General features: G+C 63.4%; 19 protein-coding genes and 1 pseudogene. 4 read left to right on the top strand and 16 right to left on the bottom strand.

The window, feature by feature from the left end; genetic code table 11:
* Positions 1-30: 30 nt before the first annotated feature.
* Positions 31-1137 (bottom strand): efflux RND transporter periplasmic adaptor subunit, encoded by a 1107-nt coding sequence (locus tag ACZIRK_RS37645; RefSeq protein ID WP_474419232.1) that lies wholly within the window; start codon positions 1135-1137, stop codon positions 31-33.
* 250 nt (positions 1138-1387) lie between these two features.
* Positions 1388-2713, bottom strand: a complete 1326-nt coding sequence (locus ACZIRK_RS37650) for an MFS transporter (protein ID WP_130224954.1) — start codon at positions 2711-2713, stop codon at positions 1388-1390.
* A gap of 180 nt (positions 2714-2893) precedes the next feature.
* Here ACZIRK_RS37650 and ACZIRK_RS37655 point away from each other — a divergent pair, with 180 nt between their 5' ends.
* Positions 2894-3286 carry a ribosomal maturation YjgA family protein gene (locus ACZIRK_RS37655; protein ID WP_130224955.1) on the top strand — a complete coding sequence of 131 codons (393 nt, stop codon included), beginning with the start codon at positions 2894-2896 and terminating at the stop codon, positions 3284-3286.
* Between the two features lie 161 nt (positions 3287-3447).
* On the opposite strand, the gene ACZIRK_RS37660 is transcribed toward ACZIRK_RS37655, so the two are convergent.
* From ACZIRK_RS37660 to ACZIRK_RS37700, 9 genes are all read right to left on the bottom strand, one after another.
* Entirely contained in the window at positions 3448-3834 is a 387-nt protein-coding gene (locus tag ACZIRK_RS37660) for a hypothetical protein (protein WP_207230985.1), read from the bottom strand.
* A gap of 283 nt (positions 3835-4117) precedes the next feature.
* Complete coding sequence (locus tag ACZIRK_RS37665) at positions 4118-5281, bottom strand: winged helix-turn-helix domain-containing protein (RefSeq protein ID WP_165435120.1); 1164 nt, start codon at positions 5279-5281, stop codon at positions 4118-4120.
* A gap of 165 nt (positions 5282-5446) precedes the next feature.
* Positions 5447-5686 carry a hypothetical protein gene (locus tag ACZIRK_RS37670; protein ID WP_028162577.1) on the bottom strand — a complete coding sequence of 80 codons (240 nt, stop codon included), beginning with the start codon at positions 5684-5686 and terminating at the stop codon, positions 5447-5449.
* Positions 5674-5907, bottom strand: a complete 234-nt coding sequence (locus ACZIRK_RS37675; protein WP_130224957.1) for a hypothetical protein — start codon at positions 5905-5907, stop codon at positions 5674-5676. Before ACZIRK_RS37675 ends, ACZIRK_RS37670 begins: the two co-directional genes overlap by 13 nt.
* Positions 5908-5995: 88 nt before the next feature.
* Complete coding sequence (locus tag ACZIRK_RS37680; protein WP_130224958.1) at positions 5996-7069, bottom strand: response regulator; 1074 nt, start codon at positions 7067-7069, stop codon at positions 5996-5998.
* 97 nt (positions 7070-7166) lie between these two features.
* Positions 7167-8453, bottom strand: coding sequence for a phospholipid carrier-dependent glycosyltransferase (locus tag ACZIRK_RS37685; protein ID WP_245474616.1), 1287 nt, complete (start codon positions 8451-8453; stop codon positions 7167-7169).
* Positions 8454-8673: 220 nt separating this feature from the next.
* Positions 8674-9162, bottom strand: coding sequence for a VOC family protein (locus ACZIRK_RS37690; protein ID WP_130224960.1), 489 nt, complete (start codon positions 9160-9162; stop codon positions 8674-8676).
* 26 nt (positions 9163-9188) lie between these two features.
* Positions 9189-9614, bottom strand: a complete 426-nt coding sequence (locus tag ACZIRK_RS37695) for a VOC family protein (RefSeq protein ID WP_130224961.1) — start codon at positions 9612-9614, stop codon at positions 9189-9191.
* A gap of 198 nt (positions 9615-9812) precedes the next feature.
* Positions 9813-10838 (bottom strand): alpha/beta hydrolase, encoded by a 1026-nt coding sequence (locus ACZIRK_RS37700; RefSeq protein WP_130224962.1) that lies wholly within the window; start codon positions 10836-10838, stop codon positions 9813-9815.
* A gap of 238 nt (positions 10839-11076) precedes the next feature.
* On the opposite strand from ACZIRK_RS37700, the gene ACZIRK_RS37705 reads away from it, so the two are divergent.
* The 3 genes from ACZIRK_RS37705 (at position 11077) to ACZIRK_RS37715 (ending at position 15316) form a co-directional block, all read left to right on the top strand.
* A complete protein-coding gene (locus tag ACZIRK_RS37705) occupies positions 11077-12603 on the top strand; it encodes an amidohydrolase family protein (RefSeq protein ID WP_130224963.1) in 1527 nt (508 codons plus the stop codon).
* 387 nt (positions 12604-12990) lie between these two features.
* The gene (gene dld, locus ACZIRK_RS37710) at positions 12991-14796 is read left to right on the top strand and encodes a D-lactate dehydrogenase (RefSeq protein ID WP_474419233.1); all 1806 of its coding nucleotides are present in this window, start codon (positions 12991-12993) and stop codon (positions 14794-14796) included.
* Positions 14797-14863: 67 nt separating this feature from the next.
* Complete coding sequence (locus tag ACZIRK_RS37715) at positions 14864-15316, top strand: hypothetical protein (RefSeq protein WP_130224965.1); 453 nt, start codon at positions 14864-14866, stop codon at positions 15314-15316.
* Between the two features lie 12 nt (positions 15317-15328).
* Here the strand turns inward: ACZIRK_RS37715 and ACZIRK_RS37720 are convergent, their stop codons facing one another.
* The 5 genes and pseudogenes from ACZIRK_RS37720 to ACZIRK_RS37740 all read right to left on the bottom strand — a co-directional run.
* Positions 15329-15835, bottom strand: a complete 507-nt coding sequence (locus ACZIRK_RS37720) for a cupin domain-containing protein (protein ID WP_028162586.1) — start codon at positions 15833-15835, stop codon at positions 15329-15331.
* A 243-nt stretch (positions 15836-16078) separates the two neighbouring features.
* A complete protein-coding gene (locus tag ACZIRK_RS37725; RefSeq protein WP_409334764.1) occupies positions 16079-16465 on the bottom strand; it encodes an FKBP-type peptidyl-prolyl cis-trans isomerase in 387 nt (128 codons plus the stop codon).
* A 145-nt stretch (positions 16466-16610) separates the two neighbouring features.
* The gene (locus tag ACZIRK_RS37730; protein WP_474419234.1) at positions 16611-18884 is read right to left on the bottom strand and encodes a xanthine dehydrogenase family protein molybdopterin-binding subunit; all 2274 of its coding nucleotides are present in this window, start codon (positions 18882-18884) and stop codon (positions 16611-16613) included.
* A gap of 2 nt (positions 18885-18886) precedes the next feature.
* Positions 18887-19186 carry an FAD binding domain-containing protein gene (locus ACZIRK_RS37735; protein WP_474419235.1) on the bottom strand — a complete coding sequence of 100 codons (300 nt, stop codon included), beginning with the start codon at positions 19184-19186 and terminating at the stop codon, positions 18887-18889.
* Positions 19187-19228: 42 nt separating this feature from the next.
* Positions 19229-19375: pseudogene (locus tag ACZIRK_RS37740) on the bottom strand (FAD binding domain-containing protein); the annotation flags it as partial.
* Positions 19376-19519: the final 144 nt, after the last annotated feature.

A 19519-nucleotide genomic window follows, 5' to 3' on the forward strand; every position in this document is an offset into this window, starting at 1 on the left:
CAATATCCAAAACCGTTTACGGCCGACGGATCAGAACGACAGCGACGCCACGACGCGGACCTTCTGGGCCGGGTCGAGCTTCTGCACCCCGAGCGCCACCACTTTCGCGCCCTCCTCCACGCCGCCTGCGATCACGACGCAATTGCTCTCATAGGCCTTCACCTTGACCGGCTTCAGCGTGATCTCGCCGGCGTCGCCCACGACATAGAGCGAGGGCTCGCCGCCCTGGCTGTACAGCGCCGACAGCGGCAGCTTCGCCACGCGCTCGGTATCGGTATCGGCGAGCGTCAGCGTCGCCGTCATGCCGAGCGAGACGTCGTCGCCGGCTTCCGGCAGCGAGAACTTGGCGAGATAGGTGCGGGTTGCCGGATCGGCCGAGGGCGCGACCTCACGGAGCTTTGCGGCGTACTTCTTATTGGCCTCCGACCACAGCGTCACGGTGGCGACGCCGGTCTTGGCGCGGCCGAGCAAGGTCTCGGGGATCGCGACCACCGCCTCCTTTTCGCCGAGCCGCGCAACGCGGATTGAGGTCTGGCCGGCGGCCACGACCTGGCCGGGTTCAATCAGGGTCGAGGTGACGACACCGCGGGTGTCGGCGACGAGCGTCGCATAGGAAAGAGAGTTCTTAGTCAGTTCGACCGAACGTTCGGCGCGGTTGAGGCGGGCGCGGGCCTCATCCGCCGCGGCGCTGCTCTGGTCCAACTGCGCGTCCGTAGTCCAGCCCTTGGCCCGCAGGTCCTTGGCGCGCTTCTCGGCGGCCGCCGCCTGCGCCAGCACGCCGGTGGCGGCGCGCAGTTCGGCTTCAGCCTGCTCGGCCTGCAGCTTCAGATCGACTTCATCGAGGGTGGCGAGCGGCTGGCCGATATCGACGGTCTGGCCGACTTCGACGAGGCGCTTTGCGACCTTGCCAGCGACCCGGAAGCCCATGTCGCTCTCGATGCGCGGCTTGATCGTGCCGACAAAGCTGCGCTCGGGGGTCTCGGCCTCATAATGCACCATGGAGACCAGGACCGGACGCCCGGGATCGGCTTTCTCGGCGACCGTCTCGTCGCAGCCGGCCAGCGAAATCGCCGCCGCCGCCAGCAGCGCGCCAGCTAAAAGCTTGTAATAATTTGCGAAAATAGAACGGGCGAACATCGGTCTCTCCATCGGGCTGATGTCTAATGAAGACTATCGATTGAGCACTGACGAATGTCAATAATCGTCAGTGATCAACACTAAATCGTGAGTTTGGGCATGGCCGATTGACTGCGGGCAAAGGGGGTCGCGATGGCGGGTAGCCCGGATGGAGCGCAGCGCAATCCGGGGTTCTGGCCGTATGGATAGACCAGCCCCGGATTGCGCTGCGCTCGATCCTGGCTACGGCATGTCCGATGGCGAAGCTGCGCTACTTCGCGCTGGCGAATTCGGTCTTGGTCTCGTGGCCGCCGAGGAACGTGAGGAGGCCGGCGGCGAGCGGCAATAGCGACAGCACAAGCAGGCCGGTCGAGGTGTTGCCGGTGGCGTCCTTGACCCAGCCGATCAGATAGGGGCCGCCGAAGCCGGCGAGATTGCCGATCGAATTGATCAGCGCGATGGCGCCGGCCGCCGCGGTGCCGGAGAGCCAGGCGGTCGGCAATGTCCAGAACACCGCGAAGGTGCAGAAGATCCCGATCGCCGCGATCGTCAAGACGACCATGGTGATGATGGGATCGGTGAGGTAGCTGGAGACGCCGAGCGCGAGCGCCGTGAGCAACAGCGGCCCGCCGACATGGGCGACGCGCTCCCGCCTGGCGTCGGAGTGCCGCGCCCACAGCACCATTGCGATGGTGCCGAACAGATAGGGGATCGCGGTGACGAAGCCGGTCTGCGCGTTGGTGAGGCCGAAGGCTTTCACGATCTGCGGCAGCCAGAACTGCATGCCATAAAGCGCGCCGACGAAGCCAAAATAGATCAGGCTCAACGTGATCACCTTGGGCGAGGACAGCGCCTCGCCGAGCGTGAAATGCCTGACCGCCTGCTTGGCCGCGGCCTCGGCGTCAAGCTTTGCCTTGAGCCACGCCTTCTGCTCCGCGGTCAGCCAGTTCGCCTTCTCCGGCCTGTCGGTGAGATAGAACCAGGTGACGATGCCGAGCAGGACCGAGGGGACGCCCTCGATGATGAAGAGCCACTGCCAGCCCCTCAGCCCCATCACGCCGTCAAGCCCGAGCAGAAGCCCGGAGATCGGAGCGCCGATCACCGTGGACACGGGAACGGCGACCGCAAACGCGGCCATGAAGCGGGCGCGGTATTCGGCCGGATACCAATAGGTCAGATAAAGGATGATGCCGGGGAAGAAGCCGGCTTCCGCCACGCCGAGCAGGAAGCGCAGCACAAGAAAACTCGTCTCGCCGCTGACCGTCGCCATCAGCGCCGAGATCACGCCCCAGGTCACCATGATACGGGCGATCCAGCGGCTGGCGCCGAATCTCTCCAGCGCGAGATTGCTCGGCACCTCGAAGATGAAATAGCCGATGAAGAAGATGCCGGCGCCCCAGGCAAAGACCAGCGGCGAGAACTTCAGGTCCGCGTTCATGGTCAGCGCGGCGAAGCTGAGATTGACGCGGTCGAGATAGGAGAAGAAGTAGGCCAGCACCAGGAACGGGATCAGGCGCGCCGAGATGGCGCGGATGGTCGAGGTCTCGATCTCGCTCTTCGCACTCGCGGCGGTGGCAAGCGTGGTGGTCTGGCTCATGGGTGTCCCCCCGAGGGCTGTTATTGCTATTGCCTGGGGGTTTTGAGCATCAGGCGCACGCTGTCAATCGGAATTGTGACAAGGATCTCCGCGGGGTGCGGCGCGCACGGCCTCGGGTGCGAACTTGCGCCGGGCGCGGACCTGAGCTTTAGCTCCGTCTCCCACCAGGCTTGCCCGCTCATGATTGTCCGCGTCCTGCTTTGTCTTTCGGTCACCATTGCCGGGCTGGCGCTGCGCCGGTTCGGCTTCGGCGTGGGGCTCCCAGCATTCGTCGTGAAGTATGGCGGCTCGCTATTGTGGGGGACGATGGTGTTCTTCCTGGTCGCGATTGCCGCGCCGGGATGGGCGCGGCGCACAGTGCCCTTGATCGCGCTTGCGATTGCGGTGGGCGTGGAATTGTTTCGGCTGGTGCATACGCCGTGGCTCGATGCCTTCAGGCTGACGACCGCCGGCGCGCTGTTGCTGGGCCGCATCTTCTCGGCATGGAATATCGTCGCTTATGCCGCCGGGATTTTGCTCGGCGTGGCGCTGGATCGTTGTGCGATGCCAATCAAGCTACGTAGGGCGGACTAGCGAAGCGTAATCCGCCGCCACCGCTCTCGTCATTCCGGGGCGATGCGCAGCATCGAACCCGGAATCCATGGCGCCACCTGGGCATGTGGCGCGATGGATTCCGGGCCTGCGCCTGGCGGCGCATCCCGGAATGACGGGGAGAGTTGGCGCGAGGCCGACCGCTACCGCCGTGCTTTCCGAGTCTTCTTTGCGGCCTTGGTCTTCTTCGCGGTCTTCTTGGCCGCCTTGGCCGAGCGCTTCTTGGCGGATTTCTTGCCGGCTTTGCTGGCCGACCGTTTCCTCGCGGCCTTCTTTGCCGCGGCCGCCGTCCGTCTTGCGCTCGCTGGCGCCGGCTTGGGTGCGGCGCGCCGCTTGCGCGGCGGGGCCGTTGCCATCGGCGGCACCATCGGATCGGAAACGAGGCCGTCGGCGGCGAGCGGGACGTAGGTCGCCGTGCGCTCGTCAGCTTTCGTGGCCTCTTCGTCCGGCTTCAATGCGCCGCCGGCGGTGCTGGCGACGCCCTTCACTGTGTCCGTGATCTTGTCGAGAATTGATTTATCCTTGCCCATAATGCCTCCCTGAAATTAGTTGCAATAAACTAACCGGCCGGGAGGCCGCGGGTTCCCGAGACGAAACTTGGAGCCATGTAGGGCGGATTAGTTAGTTAGGTTAGCTACTCGCCGTAGTCATTCCGGGGCGATGCACAGCATCGAGCCCGGAATCCATGGCTCCGCCGGCGCACGTGGCCCAATGGATTCCGGGCCTGCGCCTTGCGGCGCATCCCGGAATGACAGCGGAGAAAGTGGCGAACGGAATCCATCCGTTATTGCGCGCCAATCGCTCTGCGCGTCCTCAGTTGGCGAGTTGGAAGCGCTCGAATCTATGCAGTTCTTCCTCGATGCGGGGCTTGAGCTCCTTGCGGGCGCCTCGCTTGGCGGCGCTGCCGACCCAGCTCCATTTCTGCATCAGGAGCTTCTTGTTCGCCCGGTCGGTCTTCAGGTCGATGGCGGCGACGATCTCGTCGCCGACCAGGACCGGCAGCGCAAAATAACCGAACAGGCGCTTTTCCTTCGGCACATAGGCCTCGAAACGGTGGCCGTAACCGAAGAACAGTTCGCTGCGCTTGCGCTGGATGATGAGCGGATCGAAGGGCGAGAGGATGTGGACCAGGGTTGGATCGCCCTCACCCGCCGGCTGCAGTGCCTCAGGGCGCGCCCAGTGCTCCTGCTTGCCGGCGCCTTCGAGCGCGACCGGCACCAGTTCGCCTCGCCGCAGGCGGGTCTCGATCAGGCGCCGCACCGGCTTCTTGCTGGGCGCATCGAGATGGCAGATCGAATCCAGGCTGACCACGCCCTGCGACCGCAGCGCGCGGTCGAGCACATAGGCGGTGATCTCGCGCGCCGAGGCCGGCTTCGGCGGCTTGTCCCAGCCGAAATGCCGCGCCATCAGATCGTAGGTCTTCAGCATGCCGTTGCGCTCGCTGATCGTGAGGGCACCGGTGTAAAAGGCGAGCTGCAGCGCACGCTTTGACGGCTTGCGGCTCTGCCAGAGATGCTCCTTTTCCGCCAGCACGTCGTCGTCGATGTCGCGGATGGTGAGCGGTCCCTGGCGGATCAGGCGCATCACCTTGCGCATGTCGGCGGGCGTAACCGAGTTGAACCATTTGTGGCCCTCGCGCCTGTGCTGCCGCATCGCCGGCAGGAAGTAGCGCAGATCCCCGGCCGGCACATAAGAGAGAGCATGGGTCCAGTATTCGAACACGCTCCTGTCGACGCTCTGGGCGTGACGGAGATCGGCGCGGCGGTAGTCGGGGATGCGGCTATAGAGGATGTGATGGTGGGCACGCTCGATCACGTTGATGGTGTCGATCTGCACATAGCCGAGATGCTCAACCGCGGCGGCCACGGCGGCCGGCCCATCGCCAAACGGCACCGGCGTGTCGAGCCTTTGGGCGCGCAGCCAGATGCGGCGGGCGTCGATCCTGCTCAGAGGATGGGATGGAATCGGGCGGGGCATTGCCCGCAATGTAGTGCATGATCCGGAAAAGTGGACACTGGATTTCCGCCCTGCCAAAGCCAAGCGTTTGCGCGAAGACGATGATCATGGATTCCCGACCACGGGACGCAGGCAAGGAAAAGGCCGCGCCAGGTGGCGCGGCCCAAGCTCGGTGGTCGGTCTTGTTTACTTGGCCGCCTGGGCCTCCAGGTAGTGCTTGCAGGCGCCGCGCATGTTGCCCTTGCTCATCTCGCTATTGGCCTTGCTGATGCTCTTGGCCATCGCCGCCTTGCCGGGCCCTTCCGGCATCGTGTTCATCGAGGCCGTCGATTTGGCCATGTTCTCCGTGGTGCAGGCCACCGGCTTGGCCAAGGCAGGCGCAAAGGCAACAGCCGAGAACGCAGCAGCCAGGATCAATCGTCGCATCGGAAAAATCTCCCTTGGAATGAAACCGGCGTGACACCGGCCAATACAGCACGCATTGGCTCGCGGCCGCGTTTCCGGCGGAAAGCTATTTTTCCTGTATTGCAGTGGGATGAAGCAAAGGCGAACTGCGACCAGCGGTCGCGGTCGTGAGCCGATTTGCTACGAGCCAGGAGATTGCCGAGCTCGCCGCGACCGAGCTGCAGATCGCCCTCGAAATCCATTCGCCGTAGCCCGGGTGAAGCGCAGCGCAACCCGGGGATGCTCGCTGCGTGGCGAGATGAACCCGGATTACGCTTCGCTGCATCCGGGCTACGTCACGGGCTTGTCGAGCATTTCCCTGATCCTTGCCGCGAGCACGGTCTGCGTCAGCGGCTTCTGCAACAGCGATACGTCGTCGTCGGGCCGATCCTCGCCGCCGACGGCGTTGCCCGCATAGCCGGTCATGAACAGCACCTTCAGGTCAGGCTGGATACGGTGCAGTTCATCGGCCAATTCGCGGCCATTCAGGCCGGGCATGATGATGTCGGTGAGCAGCAGGTCGACATGGAACCGCCCGCCCTTGAACAGCGCCAGCGCGGCCGAGCCATCGGCGGCCTCGCGGACTTTGTAGTTGAGGTCCTGCAGGGTCTCCACGAGGAAGGACCTCACGCTGGCCTCGTCCTCGACCACCAGGATCGTCTCATTGCCGGCGCTGCCGACGACCGGGACGACGTCCTCCTTGACGGGGACGGCGGTTGGAAGAGGCGGCTGGTAGGCGGGCTTGAGATCGGGCGGCTCGCCCCGCGCATGGGTGAGGAGTTGCTGCGTCAACACCGCCGCCCGCTGTGCACTGTTGGAGGCATTGCCGATCACGCGCGCCAGCCGGTCGCGCTTGGCGCCGCCGTCCGATTGTACGCTGCGCGCGGCGATTTCGAGGTTGCCGCTGATGACCGTCAACAGATTGTTGAAATCGTGCGCCACGCCGCCGGTCACCTGCTGCGACTGTCGCAGCAAGTCCTCGGCCTCGCGGAGCTGCGACGGCGAGGGCAGCGCCAAGAGCTTCGGCAGCAGCGGCCACAGCATGGCGGCGGTGACGATGGAGGCGGCGGCCGTCAACAATTTGGCGATGCCCTCGATGCCGTAGATCGGCACCCAGAGCGTGACGATCGACAGCACATGGGTGAAGCCGCAGAACAGGATGAAAAGCGCAAAAGCCCAGAAGACCCAGCCGAACGCGACGTCGCGCCGCTTCGACACGAAGATGACCAGCGCTATGGGGATGGAGAAGTAGGCCGCCGCAATCACCGCGTCGGAGATGACGTGGAGCCAGATCAGCCCAGGCTCGCACAGCAGGCACATTCCGTGCGGGGAAAGCGTTGACGAATCGAAGAGACGCTCCAGCATGATGGTCGTTCCACTGCCCTTGACGCAAATCGATGGACCTACCTTTGCATGCAAAAATCCATGAGCCGTTACGGCCCGTCAAGCCTGCCGCGACATCTCAGATCCAGCTTCGGAACAGCATCAGGTGATTGAAGGCCGCCGTCGAGGTGCCGATGAAGGCCGCCGAGATCGGCAGCATGACCGCAAAGCCCAGCGCACCGATGGCGACGAAGGCCCATAACAGCCAGCGCGGAGTGCCGGCGCGGGTCAGCGCGTAGACCAGGGCAAAACTCGCGGTGGTCGCGGCCGGCAGGTAGTAATAGATGAAGCCGAGCGTGCGCGGCAGCAATGCCCAGGCGAGATAGGGACCAAAATAGAACGCGAGCACCAGGAACGCGTCCGCCCGCCGCACCACGATCCAGTCGCGCAAGGCTACGGTGAGCGCGGCCAGCGCCGGCCACAGAATCAGGGGATTGCCGAGGAGGACCACCGCGGCGATGCTGTTGTCGCCGAGCTTGTCGAAGAGATACCAGACCGGACGCACCAGGAACGGCCAGGACGGCCAAGAGCTCATATAGGTGTGGCCGGCGATCGCGGTCGTAGTGTTGTCGGCAAAGATGCGGCGTTGCGCCTCCAGGATATCGGGAAACGAAAATCCGTACAGCGGAACAAAGCTCGCGAGATAGACGATCGCGGGCAGCAGCGCGAAGCATGCGGCAAAGTGATGGGGACGAAAATCGGGCCAGAGGTCGGGCTGGTACCAGTCCTCCGGCTTGGGATCGGCGAACCGCGTGCGCGAGCCTTGCATCAGCCGAATTACGGCGACGATGGCGATGCAGGTCGCTAGCACGAACAGGCCGCTCCATTTGCAGGCGGCAGAGAGGCCGGATGCGATCCCGGCAAGCGCAAAGTAGAGCTGCGGCCGAGCCTGCCTGAAGCCGTGGGCGAACGCCGCAATCGCGAACAGGCCGAAGGCGAGCGCGAAAATATCCAGCATCGCGATCCGCGACTGCACGAACAGCATCTGGTTGAATGCGGCGAGCAGCGTTGCGGCGATCGCCGACGACTGCCGGGCGAACAGGGCCAGTCCGCCGAGATAGACCCCAACCAGCACCAGCGCTCCGAACAGTGCGGCGGGATAGCGCCAACCGAACGGATTGTCCCCGAACGTCCTGATCGACAGCGCGATGAACTGCTTGGCGAGCGGCGGATGCATCGGGTTGAGCATCGGCTCTCGTATCACCGGCTCCAGCATTTGCCGCGCCGCCGGCACGTAATGCACCTCGTCGAAGTAGAATTTTTCCGGCGCGCTGACGCCGATCAGGAGCAACAGATGCGCGACGATGAAGATGATGAGCGCAGTGAGAACGGTGCGCGCGGACGAAATGGAAGGTGATTTTGGCACGATGTCTTCGGCGATCGTGGTGCAGCAAGGATGTCAATTGTGAGCGCCGCCGATTCTTCTGTCCATCGCATTGAACGTATTTCGCGCCGATCGTCACCAGGAAACGGCGTTGTAGGACTCAGACGCGTAGGGTGGGCAAAGCGAAGCGTGCCCACCATCCACGTTCGGTGCAAGAAAGGTGGGCACGCTGCGCTTTGCCCACCCTACGCATCTGCGCGGATTATGGCGCTGACTTCCCCTCATACGCGCGGCGCAAGCCTTCGATGTCCAGCTTGACCATGCCGAGCATGGCTTGCATCGCGCGCGCTGCGCCGGCCTTGTCCGGGCCGCCAAGATATTTGGGTAGGACGCTCGGCACGATCTGCCAGGGAACGCCGAAGCGGTCCCTGAGCCAGCCGCATTGCTCGGCCTTGCCGCCATTGGCGAGCAGTGCGTCCCAGAGCCGATCGACCTCGGCCTGGTCCGCGCAGTCGATCACAAACGAGGCAGCGTAGGTGTATTCCATTTTCATCCCGCCGTTCAGCGCCATGAAGCGCTGACCAGCCAATGTGAACTCCACCAACAGCACTGTACCCGCTTTGCCGGCGGGACCATCGATGATGTTCTTCTGGACCGTCTCGATCCGGGAATCCGGCAACAGCGAAACGTAGAGCTTGGCGGCTTCCTCGGCTTCGCCGTCGAACCACAGGCAAGGGGTAATCTTGGACATGAGAAACTCCTCTACGCGATCGACGATCAAGCGCCAGCGGTCGCGGCTTTGGCGGCCGCTTCGAGATCCATCCACATCACTTCCCAGATGTGGCCGTCCGGATCTTCGAAGCTGCGGCCGTACATGAAGCCGAAATCCTGCTTCGGCCCGGGGTCGGCACTGCCGCCGGCGCCGGTGGCCTTGCCAACCATGTCGTCGACGGCGTCGCGGCCGTCGGCGGAAAGGCAGATCAGGACCTCGCTCGACGTTTTTGCGTCAGCGATCTTCTTCGGCGTGAACTGCCGAAATTTGTCATGTGTGAGCAGCATGACGTGAATGGTGTCGGAGAACACCATGCAGGAGGCGGTATCGTCGGAGAACTGCGGATTCTTGGCGGCGCCGATCGCCTGGTAGAAGGCGGTCGCGCGGGTGAGGTCGCTGACCGGCAGGTTCACGAAGATCATTTTGGACATCAAGGGCTCCTTTGCATGGGGTTCGGCCCAAGGACGGATGGGCGGGCGGGAGTCCGACAAGGGGGGTGCAAAATTTTTTGCGGCAGGAACCCCACCCGTCATTGCGAGCGCAGCGAAGCAATCCATTTCGCCACCTGCGAAGACATGGATTGCTTCGTCGCTGCGCTCCTCGCAATGACGGTGGAGAAAGTCGCGTCATTACGTCGCGATCGGCGTCGGCATGGTCAGGAACGAGCGCGTCACATGCCAGAATAACTGCCGGTTGATCGCGAGCACCACCGAATGAGCGGTCCCGGGGAGGATGACGAACTGGCGATCGCCGTTCGGCAGCCGGTTGAAGAATTCTTCGAGATCGGCGACGGTCGCAATGCCGTCATATTCGCCGCGGACCAGCAGCACCGGCGCCAGCACCTTTTCCGGATGCACCACCGGCAGGTTGGCGGTCATGTCGAGATAGGTGCCGGTCGGGATCTGGTCGCCGAACTGCAATTCCGCATCCGCGAGCGCTTCCATCACCGCGGGGTCCGAGGTGCCGGGCTTGTCGCGGGTCGCGATCGAGCGGATCATGTCGCGGTCGCGCTTGCGCATATTGTGCGAGCGGAAATAGTCGAGCTGTTCGGCGCGCTTTGTCAGCGTCGGCGATCCCTCGCCCTTGTAGGTGAAGGCCGCAAACACCAGCCGATCGATGCGCTCGGGCGCGGCCATGGCGTAGGCGCCGGCGCGCAGCGCGCCCGAGGACTCGCCGATGAAATGGTATTTCTGCCGGCCGGTCGCACCGGCGATGACCTCGACGGCGGCTTTCAGGTCCTCGACGCCGCTGGCGATATCGGAATTGCCCGAGGTGCGACCCGACTTGCCGTAATTCTCGTGATCCATGGTCCAGCAGTCGAAACCATAGCGGGCGAATTCATTCATCACGGAGTATTCGCCCTTGCCGGGCACGCTGACGTCGAACACGCGCGAAGTCACCGACGAGCCGTGAACGAAGAACACCACTGGCCGCGACGGCTCCCCGGCCTTCGGGGCGCCGATCCGCTTGCGGTACATCCAGAGCGGAACATCGCCCTTCTTCGCCCAGTATTCGCTGCTCCAGATCTCTTCGCCTTGCGGCGGAACCGGCGTCTCGGCCCGCAGCGGCGACGCGCCGATTGTGCCGACGGCCATACCGGCGCCGATGCCCTTGATGACCGTGCGCCGTGGGACCCTGTGTTCGGAACGCGCCATCGCTTGTCTCCCCGGTGGTTTCGGATTCTCCGTCCGATCGTTGCTCACGACTTTAGCAGCGTTGGCGCGGCGTTGCGAGAGAGCTGAAGATAATCGCGCTGTACGCACGCGTTGCAAAACTCGACGCACGCGTTTGTGAACATTGCCGCGGGAAGAAGTCGCGGACGCTTTGCAAAACTGAGCCTAGTCTTTGCCGCCGCCAGACCGGAGAAAACCCGGCGCAATCAGGGAGCACTTCATGAGCAGCAATCTCACCGAAGAAGAACTTGCAGCTTTGATGCCGTCGGAACTTTGCCAATATCCGACACCGATCCCGACCCAGATCGTCTCCAGCGACGAATTCTATCCCGACCCGCAGAACGAACGGCAGCGCGAGGTCGAGGCGCGGCTGCTCGCGATGGCCGATGAGATCGGCATCAAGCAAGGCATGGACCGCCGGAGATTCTTCCAGACCGCAGCGGGCATGGCGGCCTCCTTCGTGGCGATGAACGAGGTCTATGGACCGCTGTTCGCGGTGAGCAGGGCCGAAGCCGCGACGCCGGCGATGGCGCAGGAACGCGCGGACGCGCTGAAAGACCAGTTCATCATGGACATGCACACGCATTTCCTGCGTGACGACACCCGCATCATGGGCTTTGTCGAGATGCGCAAGGCGGTCGGCAAGGCCGGCTGGAACAAGCAGCTCAGCGACCACGAGCAGACCATCGAGGATCTGAAGTTCAACAACTACAAGAAGGAGATGTTTCTCGATTCCGACACCAAGATCGCGCTGATCTCGTCGGCGCCATCGGACATCGAGCAGGACTGGTTCCTGACCAACGAGCAGATGGCGGACGCGCGCAAGAAGATCAACGACGAGGCCGGCTCGCGTCGGGTGTTCTGTCACGCGATCTTCACGCCCGGCCAGCCCGGCTGGCTCGACAAGCTCGATGCGGCGCTGGCGCTGAAGCCGGAGTCCTGCAAGGGCTACACGATCGGCGACAACACCCACAAGGAGATCAGCCGCTATCCGTGGCGGATGGACGACGAGAAGGTCGCCTACAAGGGTTACGAGAAGATGTTGAAGGCGGGCATCAAGAATGTCTGCGTGCACAAGGGACTGTTCCCGCCGGGTATCGAGAAGCAATATCCGAACCTGCGCGGCTTCGCCGACGTCGCCGATGTCGGGCAAGCCGCGAAAGACTGGCCGCAGCTCAACTTCATCATCTATCACTCCGCCTATCGCCATGTCGGCGGCGACCCCAAGGTGGCGCTCGCCGAATTCGAGCGCACCGGCCGCATCGCCTGGACCAGCGACCTCGCCGACATCCCCGCGCAGTATGGCGTCAACAATGTCTATGGCGATGTCGGACAGTTGTTTGCCACCACGCTGGTGGCGGAGCCGAATGTCTGCGCCGCGCTCATGGGTACGCTGATCAAGGGACTCGGCGTCGACCATGTCTGCTGGGGCTCGGACTCGCTCTGGACCGGCGCACCGCAATGGCAGATCGAGGGCTTGAGACGACTCGAGATCCCCGAGGTGATGCAGAAGAACTTCGGCTATCCGCCGCTCGGGCCCGCGGACGGACCGGTGAAGCGCGCGATCTTCGGCGACAACAATGCGCGGCTCTACGACATCCAGCCCAAGCGCGCGATGCTGGAATTGAAGGGCGACCGCTTCGCGATGATGCGATCCGAGTACGAGAAGGCCGGCGTGGAGCCGTCGAACATGCGCTACGGCTACGTGGTGCCGAACGGGACGATTGACCACCGCGTGTTTGCGTGAGCTTCAAGCTCACCGTCATTCCGAGCGCAAGCGAAGCAATCCATCTCACCACTTGCGGAGGCATGGATTGCTTCGTCGCGGAGCCTGTCATCGGGCCCGCCAGAGGCGGGACCCGTTGGCTCCTCGCAATGACGGGGCAATTGTTATTCAGGACTCTCTCTTCCGACGCTGTGGCGCGAGATTCCGGGCTCTCGCTTCGCGAGCCCCGGAATGACGGGAGAGCGCATGGCGTCTTTGAGTTATCATGACTTGTCTATTCGCACGGTGATCTTGCATCACGCCTGCGTCAAGGTTGCAAAATCCGGCCCTTGGCTTTTGACATTCCTGAGAAGTCAGCCTTACGAATAGACGACCACGGCTGTGTTGAAATAGTCGGAGCCCTTCGCCATGGAGCCTGCTGTTCGTCTGTCACCCGGCTCGATCAATGATGGCCGCACGAGCGTCACGGATGACGCCGCCCTCCTTAAGCGTCTTTCCGGTATCGTCGGAAGATCCCATGTGCTGACCGGCATGGAGAGCACCCGCAGATTCTGCACGGGCTTCCGTTTCGGACATGGTTCTGTAGTCGCGGTGGTCCGTCCCGGCACCCTCGTGGAGCAGTGGCGGGTGTTGAAGGCCTGCGCGGCCGCGAACAAGATCGTGATCATGCAGGCCGCCAATACCGGCCTTACCGGTGGCTCGACGCCCGACGGCGACGACTATGACCGCGGCATCGTGCTGATCAACACCATGCGGATCACCGGCATCCATCTTGTCAACGAAGGCAAGCAGGTGGTGTGCATGCCCGGTACGACGCTCTACCAGCTCGAGGACCGGTTGCGGCCGCTGGGACGGGACCCTCATTCCGTGATCGGCTCGTCCTGCATCGGTGCCTCCGTGTTCGGCGGTATCTGCAACAATTCAGGCGGCGCGCTGATCCACCGCGGCCCTGCCTTCACGCAGCTCGCCCTGTTCGCCCGGCTGGATGAGGCCGGCGACGTTCATCTCGTCAACCATCTCGGCATCGATCTCGGCAATGATCCCGAGGCGATGCTGGAAAGGCTGGAGAAGGGAGCCTTCACGGAAGCCGACGTCGCAAACGATCCGAACCGGCTGGCGTCCGACCATGATTATGCGACGCATGTCCGCGACATCGAGGCGCCGACCGCTGCTCGCTTCAATGCCGATCCGCACCGGCTGTTCGAGGCATCGGGCAGCGCCGGCAAGGTGATGCTGATGGCGGTGCGGCTCGATACCTTCGCCAAGACCGCGCGAACCGGCGCCTTCTATATTGGCTCCAACGATCCTTCCGAACTCGAGACGATCCGCCGGCACATCCTGGCCAACTTCAACTCGCTGCCGATTTCCGGCGAATATCTGCACCGCACAGCCTTCGATATCGCGGAAAAATACGGCAAGGATACTTTTCTCGCGATCCACTATCTCGGCACCGCTTGGCTACCGCTGCTGTTCGCGATCAAGGGACGCTTTGACGGCATCTGCGAACGCCTGTCCTGCCTGCCGAGCCACCTCAGCGACCGCATCATGCAATTCGCAAGCTCGCTGTTTCCGCGTCACCTGCCGAAACGGATGATGGAGTATCGCGATCGCTTCGAGCATCACCTGATCCTGCAAATGGGTGATGACGGCATCGAGGAAGCGGCTCAATATTTGAAATCGATCTTTCCCTCAGAGAACGGCGACTTCTTCACCTGTACCGACGACGAGGGCGCCAAGGCGATGCTCCACCGCTTCGCCGCCGCAGGCGCTGCGGTGCGTTATCGCGCCGTCCACGGCCGCGAGGTCGAGGACATCGTTGCCCTGGATGTCGCGCTCCGCCGCAACGACGAGCAGTGGTGTGAAAGCCTGCTGCCCGACATCGACGCAAAGCTTCTGCACAAGCTCTATTACGGCCACTTCTTCTGCCACGTCTTCCACCAGGACTACATCGTGGCGAAAGGACATGATTGTCCGGCGATCGAGGAGCAGATGTGGAAACTGCTCGATCAGCGCGGCGCCGAATATCCGGCCGAGCACAATGTCGGCCATCTCTATCACGCAAAGCCTGCGCTGCTAGAACACTACAAGGCGCTCGACCCCTGCAATGCCTTCAATCCCGGGATTGGGCGAACCACCAAATGCCTGCATTGGAAGACCGGGCTTGACACTGGCCCCGCCGCGGCGCCGAAGATCAGCGCCTCCTGGACTTCTTGAGCCGACCGAGCCGTCAGCAATGATAGGCTGGACTTTTCAAACCACGCCGCCCAGCTATGATCGTCGAATGATCGATGCATCGCTGATCTCGGGTTTTGCGGCACTCGCCGGTGCCGCCATCGGAGGCCTGACGTCGGCAACGGCCGCCTGGTTCACCCAGCGCGCCATGGTGCAATCGCAATGGTCTGCCGGCGAAAATCTGCGCCGGCAGGACATCTATCGCGAATTCATCGAGATCGCGTCAAAATGCTACATCGACGCGCTCCAGCATGAGAATCCCGACGTTCCGGATCTGGTCGGGCTTTATGCCAAGATCTCGCGGATGCGGGTGTTGTCATCCACCGAGATCGTTGACGAGGCCGAACGGGTTGCGCAGAGAATCCTCGATACCTATGCCGAGCCGGACAAGAGCTTCGTCGAGATGCGAGGCATGGTCAAAGACCACACCATCGACCTCCTGCATGGGTTCAGCAAAGCGTGCCGGCGGGAGTACGAGCAGTATCGATCGCGGCAATTCTAGAGTACCGCTCCGTCACTTCTTCTCATCCGGATGCCGGTGCACCGGATCGACCCACAGCACCGTCTCCGGCTTCTCCACCGGCTCGATGTCGAGGTTGATCGCGACCGCCTCGCCGTCGCTGCGGACCAGCACGCATTCGAGCACTTCGTCCGGGCTGGCGTTGATCTCCTGATGCGGCACATAGGGCGGCACGAAGATGAAATCGCCGGGGCCGGCTTCCGCCGTGAATTGCAGGTGTTCACCCCAGCGCATCCGCGCCTTGCCTTTCACGACATAGATGATGCTTTCGAGATGGCCGTGATGGTGCGCGCCGGTCTTGGCGTCGGGCTTGATGGTGACGGTGCCGGCCCAGAGTTTTTGCGCGCCGACGCGGGCAAAGTTGATCGCGGCCTTGCGGTCCATGCCGGCTGTCGACGGCACGTTCGGATCGAGCTGGTTGCCGGGAATGACGCGAACGCCGTCATGCTTCCAGCGTTCGTCGTGATCGTGGGAATGCGAGTGGTCGTGGGTGCCGCTCATCTCTGCTGCCTTCAAAAGACTATCGCGGTAACGCTATAGAAACTCGCGGTCATAGGCCAGATGAAACAGCTCGTCATGGCCGGGCTTGCCCGTCTTCGCTATCGCTTCGCCGGACTGACACTGGAGTGCCCGGCGAAGCCTCGGCGTAGCCGGGTCCCGGCCATCCACGCGCTTTCGGGCGACCGGCCAAGACGTGGATGCCCGGGACAAGCCCGGGCATGACGGAGAGCGAGAGCTGGGCCTCTACTTCACGGCCAGCAATTCGACGTCGAACATCAGCGTTGCATTCGGCGGGATCACGCCGCCGGCGCCGCGCGCGCCGTAGCCCAGATTGGGCGGGATGATGAGGGTGCGCTTGCCGCCGACCTTCATCGTGGCGACGCCCTCGTCCCAGCCGGTGATTACCTTGCGCTGGCCGATCGGAAATTCGAACGGCTCGTTGCGATCCACCGACGAGTCGAATTTCTTGCCCTTCTGGCCGTTCTCGTAGAGCCAGCCGGTGTAGTGCATGACGCAAATCTGGCCGGGTTTCGGGAAAGCACCGGTGCCCTCCTTGGTATCGATGATCTGCAGTCCTGAAGGTGTCGTCACGGTCTTTCCTGCTGGTTGGGCCAATGCCATCTTCGACATGGCGGGAACGGAGATCGCGGCCGCGACGGCAGCGATGGTCTTGACGATGGTACGTCGGCTGGAGCGCATCGCAACTACCTTCTTTACGTAGGGCGGCACGTCTCTAACGCAAGGCAGGCGATTTCCCTAGCTCTTTTTCGACGCGCTATACCTCGATCTTTTCCAAACGCACCGGCAATCTCCGGATGCGCTGACCGGTGGCGTGAAAGATCGCGTTGCAGACGGCCGCGTTGGTGCCGACATTGCCGAGCTCGCCAAGCCCCTTCACGCCGGCCGGATTGATCTGCGTGTCCTCCTCCGAGAGCAGGATCACCTCAACGTCAGGAATATCGGCGTTCACCGGCACGAGATAGTCGGCGAGATTGTCATTGACGTAGCGCGCATAGCGCTCGTCGAGCTCGGTCGCCTCATGCAGCGCGGAGGCCACGCCCCAGATCAGGCCGCCCATCAGCTGGCTGCGCGCGGTGCGCGGGTTCATGATGTGGCCGGCGGCAAAGGCGCCGAGCACGCGCGGCACCCGGATCTCATGCGTGAAGCGGTTGACGCGCACCTCGACGAAGTCGGCGCCGAAAGCGTAGGCGATCCTGCCGCCGAACTCCGGGCCGCCGACCATGCGCACCTGGCCGTTATGCATGGCGCGGAATGAGTCCGCCGGCGCGCCGTCGGGTTTCCACTCGCCATACTCCTCGATCACGCTGACGCCGAGCGCGTCGAACGCTGCCTCACGATCGAGATCGAGCCGCTGGTCACTGCGCGAGGCTCCGCCTGACGGCGTCTGGCCGACGGTCTGCCCTTCGTTCGGCATCAGGGCCTTGAGCAGCCGCTGCCTGACCTGGTCGCACACCATCATCACGGTGGAGCAGGTGCTCGCGGTCGAGTTCGAGCCGCCGGCCACCGGCGCCGGCGGCAAGTCGCTGTCGCCGATCACGACGGTGACCTTCTCGACGGGAACCTCGAGCCTCGTGGCGGCCGCCTGCGCGATGACGGTGTAGGCGCCATTGCCGATCTCGTGACCGGCGATCTCGACGCGCACGCGCCCATCGCGCCGCAGCCGCACGCGGGCCGCGGCCGGCGCCATCTGGGTCGGATAGCAGGTGGTGGCGCAGCCATAGCCGATCAGCCACTCGCCGTCCGCCATCGATCGGGGCTCGCGGTTGCGCTCCGCCCAGCCGAACGCCTTGGCCCCCTCATCGAAACAGGCCATCAGCGAGCGAGACGTGTAAGGCTTGCCGCCGATCGGCTCCCGGTTCGTGTCGTTGACGCGCCGCAGCTCGATCGGGTCCATCTTCAACTGATACGCCAATTCGTCCATCGCGCTTTCCAGCGCGAAGAGGTAGGGCACTTCCGGCGGCGAGCGCATGAAGCCCGGCGTGTTGCGGTCGGCACGCACGATCCAGACCAGGCTGTCGACATTCGGGCAGTCATAGAGCCGTGTCGTGGTCTTGGTGCCGCCGACGCAATAGGCGTCCGCGCGCGATGAAATTTCCCAGCCCTCGTGCCGCAACGCCGTCAGCTTGCCGTCGCTCGTCGCGCCGAGTTCGACGCGATGGCGCGTCTCGGCGCGGTAGGTCGAGACGTTGAAGCCCTGGTCGCGCGTGGCGACGAGCTTCACCGGGCGGCGCAGGCGACGGGAAATGCTTGCCATGATCGCGGTGCGCGGGGTCATCGAGCCCTTCGAGCCGAAGGCGCCGCCGACATAGGGATTGACCACATGCACCCGGTCCGGATCAATGCCGAGCTGGGTGGCAACTCCGTTCTTCAGGCCGTGGACGAACTGGCTTGGTTCGTAGATGGTCAGGCTGTCGCCATTCCAGGCGACGCTGGTGGCGAACAGCTCCATCGGATTGTGGTGCTGCGGCGGCGTTTCATACTCGGCGGAAATCTGCACCTCCGCCTCCTCGAACGCCTTGTCGAAATCGCCGACCTTCGGGTCGTCCTTGAACATCGCAAGCTGGCCCTTGGCGCGGGCCGCGACCGTGCCGGGCGAATGAAAGCTCGCAGTCGGCGTCGCCGCCGTATAGCTCACCTTGACCCGATGCGCAGCCTCGCGCGCCGCCTCATAGGTATCCGCGAGCACGACCGCGATGATCTGGCCCTCCTCGGCAATGTCAGGAGATCGCAGCGGCTGATTGGTCGTGGACGCATAGCCGCCATTGCTAAAGAACTTTGCGGGCTCGAGGTGCTCCGCATTCTCATGCGTCACGATATCGACAACGCCGCGCACCTTCTGCGCTTCGGACAGGTCGAAGTTGTCGACACGGCCCTTCGCGATCGCGCTGGTGACGAGATAGGCATAGGCCGGATCGCGCAGTGGCATGTCGGCAGCATATTGCGCCGTCCCGGTCACCTTAGCGACGGCATCATAGCGCGGGATCGGCTGGCCCATATTGGCCTTGGGAGCAGGAGCGGCTGTCGTCATCGTCAGATCTCCATGGTCATGGCCTGATGCAGCGCGCGGGCGACGACGCGCTTGCCGAGCTCGATCTTGAATTCATTATGGCTACGCGCGGATGCGCCTTCGAAGGCGATTTCAGCCACTCGTTCTGCCAGTGCATCGTCGAACTTCTGGCCTTTGAGCTCAGCTTCGGCGTCGCGCGCCCGCCATGGCAGCGTTGCGACACCGCCAAGTGCGATGCGCGCATCTCGCACCGTGCCGTCCTGAACATCGAGCGCGATCGCAGCCGATGCCAAAGCGAATTCGTAGGACTGGCGGTCCCGCACCTTGAGATAGGCCGAGCGCGGCCAGCGGCCGGGGATGGTGAAACCGGAGATCAGTTCACCCGGCTCGAGCGTGGTCTCGAGCTGCGGCGTGTTGCCAGGCGCCTTGTGCAATTGCGCAAAGGGAATAGTCCGGGTGCCGGACTTGCCGGTGATGTCCACGCTCGCATCGAGCGCGATCAGGGCCTGCGCGAAATCGCCGGGATAGGGTGAGCGTCATCCGGCGACCACGCACTGAGGGCTGATCTGGTCGGCTAGGAAGATCTCGTGGATTGTTTCGTCACGAGGTCACCATGTCAAAAGATAGTTGTAAGGATGGCGATAAGGATAGGCATG

This window comes from Bradyrhizobium sp. Leo114, from assembly GCF_055229415.2.